12 protein-coding genes, 3 tRNA genes and 1 other RNA gene are annotated in these 15,314 nt (G+C 55.2%); 8 read left to right on the forward strand and 8 right to left on the reverse strand.

Annotation, left to right across the window (positions count from 1 at the left end; translation table 11 throughout):
- Positions 1-58 precede the first annotated feature (58 nt).
- The 5 genes from modF (at position 59) to gpmA (ending at position 7,733) form a co-directional block, all read left to right on the forward strand.
- A complete protein-coding gene (modF, locus tag EGK14_RS09660) occupies positions 59-1,522 on the forward strand; it encodes a molybdate ABC transporter ATP-binding protein ModF (RefSeq protein WP_125288872.1) in 1,464 nt (487 codons plus the stop codon).
- A 2,090-nt stretch (positions 1,523-3,612) separates the two neighbouring features.
- On the forward strand, positions 3,613-4,659 hold the full coding sequence (galT, locus tag EGK14_RS09675) for a galactose-1-phosphate uridylyltransferase (RefSeq protein ID WP_125288873.1): 1,047 nt from the start codon (positions 3,613-3,615) through the stop codon (positions 4,657-4,659).
- A 2-nt stretch (positions 4,660-4,661) separates the two neighbouring features.
- Positions 4,662-5,810 (forward strand): galactokinase, encoded by a 1,149-nt coding sequence (galK, locus tag EGK14_RS09680; RefSeq protein ID WP_125288874.1) that lies wholly within the window; start codon positions 4,662-4,664, stop codon positions 5,808-5,810.
- A complete protein-coding gene (galM, locus tag EGK14_RS09685) occupies positions 5,804-6,835 on the forward strand; it encodes a galactose-1-epimerase (protein ID WP_125288875.1) in 1,032 nt (343 codons plus the stop codon). The genes galK and galM overlap by 7 nt, the downstream gene beginning before the upstream one ends.
- 145 nt (positions 6,836-6,980) lie before the next feature.
- Positions 6,981-7,733: a 2,3-diphosphoglycerate-dependent phosphoglycerate mutase gene (gene gpmA, locus EGK14_RS09690; RefSeq protein WP_125288876.1), complete on the forward strand. Its 753-nt coding sequence runs from the start codon at positions 6,981-6,983 to the stop codon at positions 7,731-7,733.
- Between the two features lie 56 nt (positions 7,734-7,789).
- Here gpmA and aroG read toward each other — a convergent pair whose 3' ends face one another.
- Positions 7,790-8,842, reverse strand: coding sequence for a 3-deoxy-7-phosphoheptulonate synthase AroG (aroG, locus tag EGK14_RS09695; RefSeq protein WP_125288877.1), 1,053 nt, complete (start codon positions 8,840-8,842; stop codon positions 7,790-7,792).
- A gap of 294 nt (positions 8,843-9,136) precedes the next feature.
- On the opposite strand from aroG, the gene EGK14_RS09700 reads away from it, so the two are divergent.
- Both EGK14_RS09700 and zitB read left to right on the forward strand, forming a co-directional pair.
- A complete protein-coding gene (locus EGK14_RS09700; RefSeq protein ID WP_125288878.1) occupies positions 9,137-9,487 on the forward strand; it encodes a YbgS-like family protein in 351 nt (116 codons plus the stop codon).
- A 141-nt stretch (positions 9,488-9,628) separates the two neighbouring features.
- Positions 9,629-10,558 carry a CDF family zinc transporter ZitB gene (gene zitB, locus EGK14_RS09705; RefSeq protein ID WP_125288879.1) on the forward strand — a complete coding sequence of 310 codons (930 nt, stop codon included), beginning with the start codon at positions 9,629-9,631 and terminating at the stop codon, positions 10,556-10,558.
- On the opposite strand, the gene pnuC is transcribed toward zitB, so the two are convergent.
- From pnuC to EGK14_RS09720, 3 genes are all read right to left on the reverse strand, one after another.
- Positions 10,559-11,266 carry a nicotinamide riboside transporter PnuC gene (gene pnuC / locus EGK14_RS09710; RefSeq protein WP_125288880.1) on the reverse strand — a complete coding sequence of 236 codons (708 nt, stop codon included), beginning with the start codon at positions 11,264-11,266 and terminating at the stop codon, positions 10,559-10,561. It lies immediately after the preceding gene.
- Positions 11,267-11,294: 28 nt separating this feature from the next.
- On the reverse strand, positions 11,295-12,335 hold the full coding sequence (nadA, locus tag EGK14_RS09715) for a quinolinate synthase NadA (RefSeq protein WP_125288903.1): 1,041 nt from the start codon (positions 12,333-12,335) through the stop codon (positions 11,295-11,297).
- A 135-nt stretch (positions 12,336-12,470) separates the two neighbouring features.
- The gene (locus EGK14_RS09720; protein WP_125288881.1) at positions 12,471-12,968 is read right to left on the reverse strand and encodes a methylated-DNA--[protein]-cysteine S-methyltransferase; all 498 of its coding nucleotides are present in this window, start codon (positions 12,966-12,968) and stop codon (positions 12,471-12,473) included.
- Positions 12,969-13,135: 167 nt separating this feature from the next.
- On the opposite strand from EGK14_RS09720, the gene EGK14_RS09725 reads away from it, so the two are divergent.
- Complete coding sequence (locus tag EGK14_RS09725; RefSeq protein ID WP_125288904.1) at positions 13,136-14,566, forward strand: DNA-3-methyladenine glycosylase 2; 1,431 nt, start codon at positions 13,136-13,138, stop codon at positions 14,564-14,566.
- A gap of 168 nt (positions 14,567-14,734) precedes the next feature.
- On the opposite strand, the gene EGK14_RS09730 is transcribed toward EGK14_RS09725, so the two are convergent.
- The 4 genes from EGK14_RS09730 to EGK14_RS09745 form a co-directional block, all read right to left on the reverse strand.
- Positions 14,735-14,810: transfer RNA gene (locus tag EGK14_RS09730), tRNA-Lys, on the reverse strand.
- A gap of 4 nt (positions 14,811-14,814) precedes the next feature.
- Positions 14,815-14,890, reverse strand: a tRNA-Val gene (locus EGK14_RS09735).
- A 64-nt stretch (positions 14,891-14,954) separates the two neighbouring features.
- Positions 14,955-15,078: non-coding RNA, RtT sRNA (locus EGK14_RS09740), on the reverse strand.
- Positions 15,079-15,091: 13 nt separating this feature from the next.
- A tRNA-Lys gene (locus EGK14_RS09745) sits at positions 15,092-15,167 on the reverse strand.
- Positions 15,168-15,314 lie beyond the last annotated feature (147 nt).

Genomic DNA, 15,314 nt, shown 5'->3' on the forward strand with positions numbered 1-15,314 from the left:
ACAGCGTCGCCGCTCAGCATCGATAGTGACGAGGACAATGCATAAAATGGAATAAATAATGTCTATATTGCAAATTTCGCAAGGCACGTTTCATCTTAGCGCGACCCGAAACCTGCTGCTGCCGTCGCTGACGATCCAGGCTGGCGAAAGCTGGGCTTTTGTAGGGGCTAACGCCAGCGGCAAATCGTCTCTGGCACGCGCCCTCGCGGGCGAGCTTGCCGCCGCCCGAGGCGAAGTCGTCAATACTTTCCGCCCCACTCGTCTTTCGCTTGAGCAGTTACAGAAGCTGGTTTCCGAGGAATGGCAGCGTAACAACACCGATATGCTCGGCCCGGATGAAGAAGATACCGGCCGCACCGCTGCCGACATTATTCAGCAGGAGGTGCGTGATGAGGCACGCTGTCGTCAGCTGGCAGAAACCTTCGGCATCGCTTCGTTGCTCGATCGTCGTTTTAAATATCTCTCGACCGGGGAAACCCGCAAGACGCTGCTCTGCCGGGCGCTGATGGCCGAGCCGGATCTGCTGATCCTCGACGAGCCTTTTGACGGGCTGGACGTTGCGTCGCGCGCCAATCTGGCCCAGGTTCTGGCGCAGCTCCACCAGCAAGGGCACACGCTGGTGCTGGTGCTGAACCGGTTTGACGATATTCCCGACTTCGTCGAACGGGTTGGCGTGCTGGCCGAATGTGAGTTAACGCATGTAGGCGCACGCGCAGCAATCCTGGCCGAGGCGCTGGTCGCCCAGCTGGCACACAGTGAAAACCTGCAGGGGATGGCGCTACCGGAAGCGGACAACGCGTCGGCAAAAACAGCGCTGTCATCGCAGACGCCGCTAGTGGTGCTACGGGACGGCGTAGTCTCTTATAACGATCGCCCTGTTCTTAACCATCTTGACTGGACGGTGCAGGCGGGCGAACACTGGCAGATCGTCGGCCCGAACGGCGCGGGAAAATCAACGTTGCTGAGCCTGGTAACGGGCGATCATCCCCAGGGCTACAGCAATGACTTAACGCTGTTTGGCCGCCGTCGCGGTAGCGGCGAAACCATCTGGGATATCAAACAGCATATTGGCTACGTCAGCAGCAGCCTGCATCTGGATTACCGCGTCAGCAGCAGCGTGCGCAACGTGATCCTTTCCGGCTATTTTGACTCTATCGGTATTTATCAGGCCGTTTCCGATCGGCAGCAAAAGCTGGCGGAGCAGTGGCTACAGCTGCTGGGGATGCGTGCCGTGGCGGACGCGCCTTTTCAGAGTCTGTCATGGGGGCAGCAGCGGCTGGTGCTGATAGCCCGCGCGCTGGTCAAGCATCCGGCTCTGCTGATCCTGGACGAGCCGCTGCAGGGGCTGGATTCGATTAACCGCCAGCTGGTGCGCCGCTTTGTTGACGTGCTGATTGGCGAAGGCGCCACGCAGCTTCTTTTCGTTTCTCACCATGCTGAAGATGCGCCACAGTGCATCACCCATCGCCTGACGTTCGTGCCGGACGGCGACGGCTATCGCTATCAGCAGGACAGGCTCTGAGGCGAGCTTAGGGCCAGCCGTCAGGCTGGCCAGTCTGCCTGTTTAAAGAAAGGATACCGCATTGAAGGTAACGGCATGGCGTGATGTACATGGGGAACTCTTGCATAGTATGTAGGGCCAGTCGGACTGGCGTGGGCGCGGGATGAATATGTAAATCTGAAGCCTGCTAAAATTTTGCAAAAATCTATATAAGGCTTATCTGATGAAGAAAAACAGACGTATCAGTGCCGTCATGATGCCTGTTAAACATTTCCATTTTTTGGATTTTTCAACGTAAAAAAAGACCATGTAAAGTATGAATATAAATGATAGTGCCAGCCCACCAAAAACGTTTCCATTACCCCTGTTATTATTTAACGAACCTTGCGGGATAGTCGAATCCATATCGTAGATAACATCGTATTTATCAACCATAGATAAATAAATCAGCACCATGCAAACCAGATAAAAAAGAATAAATGCAATTCTAAAAAACTTATTTATAAAATCATGACCCTGTTACGAGACCAGCCTGGTAAAATGCTGCCAGTTTTTGACAATAAAATCACCATATCGCGTATCTTTTTTGATGCTTTCCAGACTCGGATTGGCGCCCCGGTTATATCTGGATCCAATAATTCTCACATCATTCATACTGAGCCGAGAGGGTAACTTGTCATAGTCAGCAAGCTGGCGTAAGTGCATAGCCACGAGGGTAATGTTATAAGCATCTTTTTCAAGACACCGTGATAGCGAGCGGAGTTCTGATGTACTCATCTTGTCTGCATTAAGGCCCATAGTCTTAGCTGCTGTACGCAGTTGCATGCTGACAAAGCCAAACGAGGTTTTAGCCGGCGGAGAGGTTACAGTAAGATTACGATCGATACAGACTGGGCCGCTCCAGTCTATGAAGCGAACTTCAAAAGCAAAACGATCTATAATATCTGGATCGCCGCCTACCTCAATCCAGCAGACACCAGCAAGTAATTCTGGGGCAGTTTATAGCGAAGAGCAGCCGATCTGATAAGCAAACTCTGTTTTTTGACCCAGGTATATTTAAAACCTCTGGCATAAGATCTGCCACCGCCAAATCTTTCAGGAAGTATTTTCCAACGGAATACATCAAGGAAAGTCCATGAAGGGGATTTTGTCATCTTCCTGCATTGTTCAAAGTTACGCATATCCATATAAAAAACCTTCATTTATTTCTCTATGCTGCTCAATAAAACTGAGCGTTAATATCAGAAATCCTCGCCTTGTTGAGTACCACAGAAATTTTAAAACGTGCGTTCCACTATGCTTTGCTTATCTGATAAATCAGTCGTTACGCATGTTTTATACGACATATGAGTACCTTCGACAACCCAAAATATACTGTATTTTTATAATGATTTTTTTGTGATTGTGGCCTGAATTAAGAACAGACCGTTTATTTCATCCCCAACACCTGGTGCTTTTAAAAAAGGCGCACTCCCATAATGGCCAGTAACGCAGTCGCTCATATCTGGTTCTAGATTTCGACATTATTCTACCGAGTAAAGCCATGATTATCTGCCCCTGTACGGCCTGAATAACCGTGCATAGTACCGCTACACTTTTTGGCACACACCAACTGCGCCATGCATGACGCAGACATGGCGTAATTCCGTCCCTGGAGCCTCGGCATGCGTATCCCTGTGTTCGACGGTCGGGCCTCGTTTATACGTCCTGACAAGCGGCGAACGCTCGCCTGCCTGGATATTAGCGCTACTCTTTTCGTTCTTTTAGTATGTTGGCACTAATGGTTCGCGCAGCTTTAGTATGTTGGCACTAAACACCAACAATGGTTTCAGGGTGCCGGTGTGTCAGAGCGTCATCCGATTAATCTGATATTTACCCGCCATGAATTTCCCCTGCCCTGTCGACAGGCGGCACGCCCCGTGTAACCGCTACCACTTTCAACCGTAGCGGGAAATGAATTTATGGATTAAACAGCCGTGAAACCTGCCTCTTCGGAATTTTCATCTTGTGTAAACGATTCCATTTATTCACACTCGATCACGCTTTATCGTTTCGCGCTGTGCTATTTTTCTTTCAGGCTTGCAGGCATTACAAAGTAATCAGGACTCAATATGCAGAAATTTAATCCGGTCGATCATCCGCATCGCCGCTATAACCCACTGTCCGATCAGTGGATTCTGGTTTCTCCGCATCGTGCCAAACGCCCCTGGCAGGGCGCACAGGAGACGCCTTCTCAGGAGAAGCTGCCTGCGCACGATCCGGACTGCTTTCTTTGCCCCGGCAACACGCGCGTAACCGGCGATAAAAATCCCGATTACACCAGCACCTATGTGTTTACCAACGACTTTGCCGCGCTGATGACCGATACGCCGGACGCGCCGGAGAGCGACGACCTGTTGATGCGCTGCGAAAGCGCGCGCGGCACCAGCCGGGTGATCTGCTTTTCGCCGGATCACAGCAAAACCCTGCCGGAACTGTCGGTTTCCGCGCTGGAAGACGTGGTGCGCACCTGGCAAGAGCAGACTGCCGATCTGGGCCAGCATTATCCATGGGTACAGGTGTTTGAGAACAAAGGCGCGGCGATGGGCTGCTCCAATCCGCATCCTCACGGCCAGGTGTGGGCCAACAGCTTCCTGCCTAACGAAGCCAAACGCGAGGACGATCTCCAGCGCGCTTATTTTGCGAAAAACCAGTCGCCGATGCTGGTGGATTACGCCAGCCGTGAACTGAACGACGGCAGTCGCACGGTAGTAGAAACAGAACACTGGCTGGCCGTGGTGCCCTGGTGGGCCGCCTGGCCGTTCGAGACGCTGCTGCTGCCGAAAGCGCACGTCAAGCGCCTGACTGACTTAACGGACGCGCAGCGGGCCGATCTGGCCGTAGCGCTGAAAAAGCTGACCAGCCGCTATGACAACCTGTTCCAGTGCTCCTTCCCCTACTCTATGGGCTGGCACGGCGCGCCGTTCAACGACGACGCCAATGACCACTGGCAGCTTCACGCGCATTTCTATCCGCCGCTGCTGCGTTCCGCCACGGTGCGCAAGTTTATGGTTGGCTATGAAATGCTGGCCGAAACCCAACGTGATTTAACGGCGGAACAGGCGGCTGAACGGCTGCGTGCCGTCAGCGATATTCATTTCCGCGAGACCGGAGCATAACCATGAGTTTAAAAACCCTGACCCAACAGATTTTCAGCGAAAAATTTGGCTATGCCGCGCCGCAAACTATTCAGGCGCCGGGCCGCGTTAACCTGATTGGTGAACACACCGACTATAACGACGGTTTTGTGCTGCCCTGCGCTATTGATTATCAGACCGTGATCGCCTGCGCCAAACGCGACGATCGCCAGGTACGCGTCATCGCCGCCGACTATGAAAATCAGGAAGATATTTTTTCGCTGGATGAAACCATCGTGCCGCATGACACGCAGATGTGGTCAAACTACGTGCGCGGCGTGGTTAAGCACCTGCAAAAACGCATTCCTGACTTTAACGGCGTGGATATGGTGATTGCAGGCAACGTGCCGCAGGGCGCGGGCCTCAGCTCTTCCGCCTCGCTGGAAGTCGCGGTCGGCACCGTGTTCCGTCACCTGTATGCGCTGCCGCTGGACGGGGCGCAGATTGCCGTAAACGGCCAGGAAGCGGAAAACCAGTTTGTCGGCTGTAACTGCGGCATCATGGATCAGCTGATTTCGGCGCTGGGCGAGAAAGATCATGCGATGCTGCTCGACTGCCGCACGCTGGGCACGCGTCCGGTGCCGATGCCGGAAGATATCGCAGTAGTGATCATCAATTCTAACTTCCGCCGTAACCTGGTCGGCAGCGAGTACAACACGCGCCGTCAGCAGTGTGAAGCCGGTGCAAAATTCTTTAACAAAGGTTCGCTGCGCGATGTCGATCTGGCGCAGTTTGCGGCAGTGGAGCATGAGCTTGACCCGCTGGTCGCCAAACGCGTGCGCCACGTGCTGACCGAGAATGCACGCACGCTGGAAGCGGCCGACGCGCTGGCGAAAGGCGATTTGGCGCGCATCGCCGTGCTGATGGCGGAATCTCATGCTTCCATGCGCGACGATTTTGAAATCACCGTGCCGCCAATCGATACTCTGGTAACCATTGTGAAAAACAGCCTGGGCGATCGCGGCGGCGTGCGCATGACCGGCGGCGGCTTTGGCGGCTGCGTGGTGGCGCTGATGCCGTTGGATCTGGTCGACAGCGTGAAAGCGGCCGTGGCGGAGCAGTATGAGGCGCAGTCCGGCATTAAAGAAACGTTCTACGTCTGCAAAGCCTCTGAAGGAGCGGGCACATGCTGAGTCACTCTCATGCGCCGGACGGCCAGCCATGGCGCATCACAACGCTGCGCAACGCGGGCGGCATGGTGGCGACCTTTATGGACTGGGGCGCCACCTGGCTTTCTGCGCGCGTGCCGATGAAAGACGGCAGCGTGCGCGAAGCACTGCTGGGCTGCGCTTCGCCGGCCGACTACCTGAATCAGACCGCCTATCTGGGCGCAACGGTTGGCCGTTACGCTAACCGTATCGCTAACGCCGCTATCAGTGCAGGCGAGCAGCGCTGGCAGCTGGCAGCTAATCAGGGGAAACACCAGCTGCACGGCGGGCCACAGGGCTTCCACGCTCGTCGCTGGCAGATCGTCAGCCAGACCGGCCAGGAAGTAGAATACCAGCTGGATTCGCCTGACGGCGATCAGGGCTATCCCGGCAATCTCCAGGTCACTCTGCACTATCGGCTGGAAGAGGACAATACGCTCACGATCCGCTATCACGCCACGGTGGACCAGGCCTGTCCGGTCAATCTGACCAACCACGCCTATTTCAATCTGGACGCGCAACACGGCGACGCGCGCCATCATCGCCTGCGCCTGCGTGCCGACCATTATTTGCCGGTCGACAGCGAAGGTATTCCCAACCGCCTGCTGACCGACGTCACCGATACCGGCTTTGATTTCAGAGAGATCAAAACGGTAGCGCAGGACTTCCTGCTGGATGACGATCAGCGCGCGGTCAAAGGCTACGATCACGCGTTTCTGCTGAACGGCGGCAACGACACGCAGCCGGATGCGGAGCTGTGGTCGGCCGACGGCAGGCTGAAGCTCAGCGTGTTTACCACCGCGCCTGCGCTACAGTTCTATTCGGGAAATTATCTGGAAGGTACCCCGGCTCGCGAGCAGGGCGTCTATACTGCCTTTCAGGGCATTGCGCTGGAAAGCGAGTTTTTACCCGACTCGCCTAATCATCCTGAATGGCCGCAGTCCGACTGCTGGCTGCAGCCGGGTGAATCGTATCAGTCAGAAACGCGTTATCGCCTGACGCCGCTTTGATTAAGCGCATGAAAAACGTGCATCGCGCCTGCGGCAGGCTTACGTGGCGCGCAGATTTCCGCTATGGTAATGGCCAGTTAAAATTGCGTCGGCAATTTTCGCTTTCCGTTATCTTAGAAACGTCAGATTATTAAGGAGTTAAGCTATGGCTGTAACTAAGCTGGTTCTGGTACGTCACGGCGAAAGCCAGTGGAACAACGAAAACCGCTTTACCGGATGGTACGATGTTGATCTGTCCGATAAAGGGCGTACCGAAGCGAAAGCGGCGGGTCAGCTGCTGAAAAAAGAAGGCTTTACCTTCGATTTCGCTTATACCTCCGTGCTGAAACGTGCCATCCACACGCTGTGGAACATTCTTGACGAAGTAGATCAGGCCTGGCTGCCGGTTGAAAAATCCTGGCGTCTGAACGAGCGTCACTACGGTGCGCTGCAGGGTCTGGATAAAGCGGAAACCGCGCAGAAATATGGCGATGAGCAGGTTAAACAGTGGCGCCGCGGCTTTGCCGTCACGCCGCCGGAACTGGATCGCGCTGACGAACGTTTCCCTGGCCACGACCCGCGCTACGCCGCGCTGACTGCCGAGCAGCTGCCAACTACCGAAAGCCTGGCGCTGACCATCGATCGCGTGCTGCCTTACTGGAACGAGTCTATTCTGCCGCGCATGAAAAAAGGCGAGAAAGTGATCGTTGCTGCACACGGCAACTCGCTGCGCGCGCTGGTGAAATACCTGGACGACATGAGCGAAGAAGAAATCCTTGAGCTGAACATCCCAACCGGCGTGCCGCTGGTGTATGAGTTCGACGAAAACTTCAAGCCCATCAAGCACTACTACCTGGGCGATGCGGACGAAATCGCGGCTAAAGCCGCCGCCGTAGCGAATCAGGGTAAAGCGAAGTAAGAGCCAATAAAAAATCCGCCGAAAGGCGGATTTTTTTATGTTATGTACGGAATAACCTAGCCGCGACGCGCCTTCACCGCCTCTGCCAGCTGGCGCAGCACGGTTTCAGTATCTTCCCAGCCGATGCAGCCATCGGTTACGCTCTTACCGTAAATCAGCGGCTCACCGCTTTCCAGATTCTGATTGCCTTCGACCAGATGGCTCTCGATCATTACGCCGATAATCGCTTTTTCGCCGTCCGCAATCTGCTGCGCCACGTCGTCCGCCACGACCAGCTGCCTTTTAAACTGCTTGCTGCTGTTGGCATGGCTGAAGTCGATCATAATTTGCGGCTCCAGACCCGCTTTCGCCAGGCCTGCCTTCACTTCTTCCACATGCTGTGCGCTGTAGTTCGGCTCTTTGCCGCCGCGCAGAATGATATGGCAGTCGCCGTTGCCGCTGGTTTCCACAATGGCGGAGTGTCCATATTTGGTCACCGACAGGAAGCAGTGCGGCGCGCTGGCAGCATTGATCGCATCAATAGCCACTTTAATGGTGCCGTCGGTGCCGTTTTTGAAGCCGACCGGACAGGAAAGCCCCGAGGAAAGCTCGCGGTGCACCTGAGATTCGGTAGTACGCGCGCCAATCGCCCCCCAGCTCATCAGATCGGCCACATACTGCGGCGTGATCATATCCAGAAATTCGCCTGCCGCCGGCAGGCCGGTATCGTTGATGTCCACCAGCAGCTTGCGCGCGATGCGCAGACCGTCGTTGATCTGATAGCTGTTATCCATATGCGGATCGTTGATCAGCCCCTTCCAGCCAACCGTGGTGCGCGGTTTTTCAAAGTAAACGCGCATGACCACTTCCAGCGAGTCGCTCAGCTCTGCGCGCAGCTTCAGCAGACGGGCAGCATACTCCTTTGCGGCTTCGGTATCGTGAATTGAGCAAGGGCCGATCACCACCAGCAGGCGATCGTCGTTTTTTTGCAGAATATGGTGAATGGCCTGGCGGGTATCAGCGACAGTTTTAACCGCCGTCTCCGTGGCAGGAAATTTTTCAAGCAGCGCAACGGGAGGTAAAAGTTCTTTTATTTCTTTAATTCTTAAGTCATCATTCTGATAATTCATAATATTTCCAGATAGTTACTGAGCCGTACTGCACACCGGGCGCATCCAGACCAATTTATCGCGTGAACCCCAGTCTGTAAATCGACTTTGCACAAATTATTATCAGTATGAGTTGCCGTTTTCGCGCTTTTTACTACACTTTAACCTGTTAATACTTAAAAAAAACGCACAGGGATCGCCTGCTTTATCGTCGCGTATCGCTTGCGTAAGGAGAGGCTACCTCTTCCACTTTATGCAAACCGCTTTTTTAGCAGGGTTTGGTTCGCCAAGACGCAAAAAAATTAACGGAGTAAGATGATGAAAAAGTTTGCAATCGTTTTCCTGACAGCAGCCATGACTCTGGGCAGCGCTTCCGCCATGGCGGCGGGCAGCAACAACGGTACCGCTAACCAGGCGGCAGACGCCGGGGCCGCAGCGGGCAGCGCAAAACAGAATATTGCGCCGAACAACGTTGATAACAGCCATATCAATAATACCGGTGACGCTACTGCCAATACCACGCACAAAACGACCCATCACGCTAAAAAGAAAATGACCGCGGATGAGATCGATAAAAATACCCAGTGCAAAGACGGTAAATGCCCTGACATTAACCAGAAGGTAGGCCCGGGCACCGACAGAAAAACCGACGGCACCTCGCAGTAAGTCGGCCGCGGAAGACAAAAGGAGAGCTGAGGCTCTCCTTTTTTATTGGCCGCACCGGCGCATTCACGATAAAAAAGCCCGTCACGGGCACGCCCCATTCCTTGTTATGATAAAGCAGGTTTATTGAAAAGATGGATACTTATGGCGCATTCGCACTCTCATAGCGGCGGAAACCGCAATCGTTTACTGGCCGCCTTTCTGGTCACGGCCGTTTTTATGGTCGCGGAAGTCGTTGGCGGCCTGCTTTCCGGCTCGCTGGCGCTGCTGGCCGATGCCGGACACATGCTGACGGACGCCGCCGCGCTGCTGATGGCGCTGTTGGCCGTGCAGTTCGCCAGCCGCAGGCCAAACGCACGCCACACTTTCGGTTTGCTGCGGCTGACCACGCTGGCCGCGTTTATTAACGCTATTGCTTTGATCGTCATTACCGCGCTGATCGTCTGGGAAGCCGTCCAACGCTTTATGCATCCCGAACCCGTGGCCGGCGGCTTTATGTTGGGCATTGCTGTGGCAGGCCTGCTGGCGAACCTGCTTTCTTTCTGGCTGCTGCATCACGGCAGCGAAGAGAAGAACATTAACGTTCGCGCCGCCGCGCTGCACGTGCTGGGCGATCTGCTGGGCTCAGTCGGCGCCATTGCCGCCGCGCTGATTATTATGTTTACCGGCTGGACGCCCATTGACCCGATCCTGTCGCTACTGGTGGCGGTGCTGGTACTGCGTAGCGCCTGGTCGCTGCTGAAAGAGAGTTTTCATGAACTGCTGGAAGGGACGCCGCCGCAGCTGGACGTGGAGAAGCTGAAGCGGGCGTTAACGCGTGATATACCTGAGGTACGCAACGTGCACCACGTTCATCTGTGGCTGGTGGGCGAAAAGCCGGTGATCACGCTCCATACGCAGGTGATCCCGCCTTACGATCACGATGCTCTGCTGCACCGTATTCATGACTACCTGCACGAGCACTATCAGATCGAGCACGCCACGGTGCAGATGGAATATCAAAGCTGTGAGGATGGCGACTGCGAGCTGTCATGGGGAAAAAGCGGGCATGACCATGCCCACCATCATCATTGATTAAGCCAGCGCCTGCCTGCGGGCGCTTTTAATCCAGAGCCATGAGCCGTTCAGCGCAATTAATGTCAGAATGGCATATTCCAACGACATGGCATAAACCCCCTGACGAGCAAAGATCATCACGCTAATCACATCAATGACCACCCACAGCAGCCAGTTCTCGACATATTTCCGCGTCATTAAAATCATCGCCACCACCGACAGCACCAGCAGACAGGAATCCCAGAAGGGGAAAGCGTCCGGCTGAAGCTGCGGCATCGCCACCGCCAGTCCCAGCGTCTGCATCAGCTTCACGGCGACTTCTGTCAGCCAGCCAAAAACCGGGTTGATATACAGGGTCATCAGGGCGATCGCCACCATGCTGAACAGTGCCCAGCCAAGGGCTTTCGGCAAGCCCAGCCAGCGAATTTGCAGCGCCTGCTGGTTGTCGGTGGTCTGCCGCGTCCACGCATACCAGCCGTAAACGTTAGCGCCGAAGAAAAAGAGCTGCAGCAGCAGGCTGGCATAAAGCTGGATCTGGAAAAAAATCGCCGCGAAGAGCGTGACGTTGAGCAAACCAAATACGTAGTTGATGTTTTTTTCAAGGCTGGCGAGCCAGATACAGAGCAGGCCCGCCAGCGTCCCAATCGCCTCAATCCAGGAGAGGTCGTAGCCGCCCGCCCCTACAGGGATGTGAACCAGAATATTTTGCGTGCTGAAAAAATCCATATTGGCACCTTGTAGCTGTAAACCGGCGTTATTTTAATGATGCAGCAAAGGTTAGCATACGATCCAGAGGCCGTAACGCGCCTTCGCGCAGCGCCGCATCGACGTGGATTTCATGTTCGCTGCCGCCGTGCTCCAGCCCTTCTGCGATAGCCCGTAGCCCGTTCATCGCCATCCACGGACAGTGCGCGCAGGTGCGGCAGGTTGCGCCCTCGCCCGCCGTTGGCGCTTCCAGCAGCTCTTTGTGCGGGCAGGCCTGCTGCATCTTGTAAAAGATGCCGCGATCGGTTGCCACAATTATTTGCCGCTGCGGCAGCGTTTTCGCCGCCTGGATCAGCTGGCTGGTTGAGCCTACCGCATCGGCCAGCTCGACAATGGCCTGCGGCGACTCAGGGTGCACCAGCACCGCCGCGTCCGGATAGAGCGCTTTCATCCGCGCCAGCGCCTGGGTTTTAAACTCGTCATGGACGATACAGGCCCCTTGCCAGCACAAAATATCCGCACCGGTCTGCCGGGTGACGTAGCGGCCAAGATGCCGATCCGGCGCCCAGATAATTTTTTCCCCCAGCCCGTCAAGATGTTCAATCAGCTCGACGGCGATGCTGGAGGTCACTACCCAGTCCGCACGCGCTTTTACCGCTGCGGAAGTGTTGGCATACACGACAACGGTACGATCGGGATGCGCATCGCAAAACCGGGTAAATTCGTCAATCGGGCAGCCCAAATCCAGCGAGCATTCCGCCTGAAGCGTCGGCATCAGGATCGTTTTTTCCGGGCTGAGTATTTTTGCGGTTTCGCCCATAAAACGTACGCCCGCCACCAGCAGCGTGGAGGCGGGATGCTGACTGCCAAAGCGCGCCATCTCCAGCGAATCCGCCACGCAGCCGCCGGTTTCTTCCGCCAGCGCCTGGATTTCCGGATCGGTATAGTAATGCGCGACCATCACCGCATCGCGCTCTTTCAGCAGCTTTTTGATTTTGCTGCGATAAAATTGCTTTTCATCAGGCGTTAAGCGGGCAGGCTTAGGCGGAAAAGGATAGACAGCGGTTTCAGGATCGAACATCAGGCTCATCACACGGCTCTCGTTTTGTGCACTTAACCAGAGTGGCGGTCATAACGTTCATTACGCGCTTATCCGCCCGGCTTGTTTTATATGCTAAACAAGATAGCCGAATCTTTCACCGCTGTCGCGGATTATTTGCCGCCCTCAGCGAAGCTGAAAGTGATCCGTTGCCTCCAGCTTCAGTAAATAAGCCTTAACCTCAAGCCCACCGGCAAAACCGGTCAGCTTGCCGTTGGCGCCGATCACCCTATGGCAGGGCGCAATAATCGATACGGGATTTTTGCCGTTGGCCGCGCCTACCGCGCGGACTGCGGCTGGGTGACCAATCTCGCAGGCAATCTCCCGATAGCTGCGGGTTTCCCCAAAGGGGATCGCCACCAGCGCGGCCCAGACTTTTTTCTGAAATTCTGTGCCGACGAAATCAAGCGGCAGCGCAAACTGCCTGCGTTTGCCGGCAAAATATTCCGCAAGCTGGCGCGCCGTTTCCAGCAAAATCGGATGCGATCCTTCCTGCAACAGCTCGGGAAGCCGGTAACGCCTGGGATCTTCGTTTTCCCACAGTACGGCTGCAAGCCCTTTATCGCTGGCAATCAGTTTTAACGTGCCGACCGGCGATGGCATAAGCGTGTAAAAATGACTCATCTTATTTCCTCCCCTTCCGTGATACGGACAGTAATTATCCGCGTAACGGCCCGGGTTGCCAGCCGTTTTCGGTCATTGAGCTGAAATAGTTAGCCGTCCGAAAATGGCTGGCACGGCACCAAAAAGCGGCCTACTCTGCCAGACAGGTTGCCTGACGGGAAAAGATGATGATCGATGCAAAAATCGCGTACCTTGCGCTTACCTCGCGCGACAGCCGTTTCGATGGCGTGTTCTATGTAGGTGTGATCTCGACGGGGATTTACTGTCGCCCGATCTGTCCCGTAAAGGCGCCGCTGGCGAAAAACTGTCTGTTCTTTGACAGCGCTGCCGCCGCCGAAAAAGCGCATTTCCGCCCCTGCCTGCGCTGTCGGCCTGAACTGGCACCCGGCAATGCGCCTATTGATAACGGCCGACGTATTGCGGACAGCCTCATCCAGCATATCGCCGAGGGCGTACTGGAAGAAGACGCCAGTCTGGAAACGCTGGCGGCCCGTTATGCTGTCAGCCTGCGGCAGCTGCGGCGCATTGTGCATAAAGAACTGGGCGTATCTCCGCTGGAGCTAAAGCAGACTCGTCGGTTGCTGCTGGCAAAACAGCTGCTGACTGAAACCGCGCTGCCCGTGACGGAAATCGCGCTGGCCAGCGGTTTTGCCAGCCTGCGCCGCTTCAACGATGCCTTTAGCAAGCGCTATCGGATGCCGCCTGGCCGCCTGCGTAAACAGAGACCTGCGGATAGCGATACCTCAACGCTGTTACTGCATTACCGTCCTCCTTTTGACTGGACGGCCCTGCTGGATTTTCTTCGCCTGCGCGCGCTAAAAGGCGTGGAAACGGTTGATGACGTCAGCTATGCCCGTACGGTACGTCTGGGCGCGCATCGGGGCTGGATCCGCGTCATCCAGACAGGAAGCTCGCTTCAGGTAACCTTTACGCATTCACTCGCGCCGGTGTTGTCTGGTTTGCTTCTGCGGCTGCGAAATTTATTCGATTTGGATGCACATCCGCAAATCATTGCAGAGCATCTTGGTCAACATCCTTTACTGAGCGAAAGCCTGCTTAAAAATCCCGGCCTGCGCGTACCTGGCGCTTTCGATAGCTTTGAAATGATGGTTCGGGCCGTACTGGGCCAGCAGATCACGGTAAAGGCAGCCACAACGCTGGGCGGGCGCTTTGCTGGCGCTTTTGGCGAGGTAATCGCCACGCCTGTTCCCGGTCTGACGCATCTGTCGCCTGAGGCCTCTACGGTTGCGCGCAGCACGCCTGAGGCGATAGCCAGCCTCGGCATCGTCCGTACGCGAGCCAGAACGCTGCTGGCGCTGGCAGATGCCTGTGCTCAGGGCAGCCCGGACGCGGCCGCAAAGCCGGAGCAGATGATAGCCAGGCTGACCGCCTTGCCGGGCATCGGCGAATGGACGGCACATTACATAGCGATGCGCGCCTTACGCTGGCCCGATGCGTTTCCAGCGGCGGATATCGCGGTGCGAAATAATTTGGGCGGCGTAACGGCAAAAGAAGCGGAACGGCTGGCAGAAGCCTGGCGGCCGTGGCGCAGCTACGCGGTCATGCATATCTGGAAAAACCTGACGCCGCTGAAGTAGCACGATGGTAAAAGCGCTGCATTGAGGGCCTGTATGCAGGGCAATGAATGACTTCCCGGAAAGCCGGTGAAGAGACTTATGAGGCTTTGCTGCTGTCAGGTAATTGCCGGCACAGGAAAAATAAAACGCAGAAAAGCAAAAAGGCGCCTTTAGGGCGCCTTTCTACATTGGTGGGTCGTGCAGGATTCGAACCTGCGACCAATTGATTAAAAGTCAACTGCTCTACCAACTGAGCTAACGACCCGAAGTGGTGGGTGATGACGGGCTCGAACCGCCGACCCCCTCCGTGTAAAGGAGATGCTCTACCAACTGAGCTAATCACCCACTTCGGTACTTCTTTTCGTGAATGGTAATCCTTCACGTTTTACAGCGTTCACCCTTTTAGTAACGATGGGTCGTGCAGGATAACTCGGCGTCCCTCGGCCTGTCGGCCCGTTGCTTAATGCAGCGTTGTTTCGCTTTGCTCAACCGAACCTGCTGCAGGTTCAAATCCTTCACGCTTGCCTTTTGTCACTACTTAATTAGTGGTGGGTCGTGCAGGATTCGAACCTGCGACCAATTGATTAAAAGTCAACTGCTCTACCAACTGAGCTAACGACCCGCTGTGTACTGCCTGCCGCTCGATGTCTGTCAAGACCGAAAGATTAAAATCTTCGCGTCTTGCCTTTTGCCACTACTTAATTAGTGGTGGGTCGTGCAGGATTCGAACCTGCGACCAATTGATTAAAAGTCAACTGCTCTACCAACT

The organism is Erwinia sp. 198 (genome assembly GCF_003937915.1).
In the GTDB taxonomy this organism is placed as follows: Bacteria; Pseudomonadota; Gammaproteobacteria; order Enterobacterales; family Enterobacteriaceae; genus Erwinia; species Erwinia aeris.

Bases quoted from the DNA above. Each gene is read 5' to 3' on its own strand.
- modF (WP_125288872.1), top strand. From the start codon at position 59: ATGTCTATATTGCAAATTTCGCAAGGCACGTTTCATCTTAGCGCGACC.
- galT (WP_125288873.1), top strand. From the start codon at position 3,613: ATGCAGAAATTTAATCCGGTCGATCATCCGCATCGCCGCTATAACCCA.
- galK (WP_125288874.1), top strand. From the start codon at position 4,662: ATGAGTTTAAAAACCCTGACCCAACAGATTTTCAGCGAAAAATTTGGC.
- galM (WP_125288875.1), top strand. From the start codon at position 5,804: ATGCTGAGTCACTCTCATGCGCCGGACGGCCAGCCATGGCGCATCACA.
- gpmA (WP_125288876.1), top strand. From the start codon at position 6,981: ATGGCTGTAACTAAGCTGGTTCTGGTACGTCACGGCGAAAGCCAGTGG.
- aroG (WP_125288877.1), bottom strand. From the start codon at position 8,842: ATGAATTATCAGAATGATGACTTAAGAATTAAAGAAATAAAAGAACTT.
- EGK14_RS09700 (WP_125288878.1), top strand. From the start codon at position 9,137: ATGATGAAAAAGTTTGCAATCGTTTTCCTGACAGCAGCCATGACTCTG.
- zitB (WP_125288879.1), top strand. From the start codon at position 9,629: ATGGCGCATTCGCACTCTCATAGCGGCGGAAACCGCAATCGTTTACTG.
- pnuC (WP_125288880.1), bottom strand. From the start codon at position 11,266: ATGGATTTTTTCAGCACGCAAAATATTCTGGTTCACATCCCTGTAGGG.
- nadA (WP_125288903.1), bottom strand. From the start codon at position 12,335: ATGAGCCTGATGTTCGATCCTGAAACCGCTGTCTATCCTTTTCCGCCT.
- EGK14_RS09720 (WP_125288881.1), bottom strand. From the start codon at position 12,968: ATGAGTCATTTTTACACGCTTATGCCATCGCCGGTCGGCACGTTAAAA.
- EGK14_RS09725 (WP_125288904.1), top strand. From the start codon at position 13,136: ATGATCGATGCAAAAATCGCGTACCTTGCGCTTACCTCGCGCGACAGC.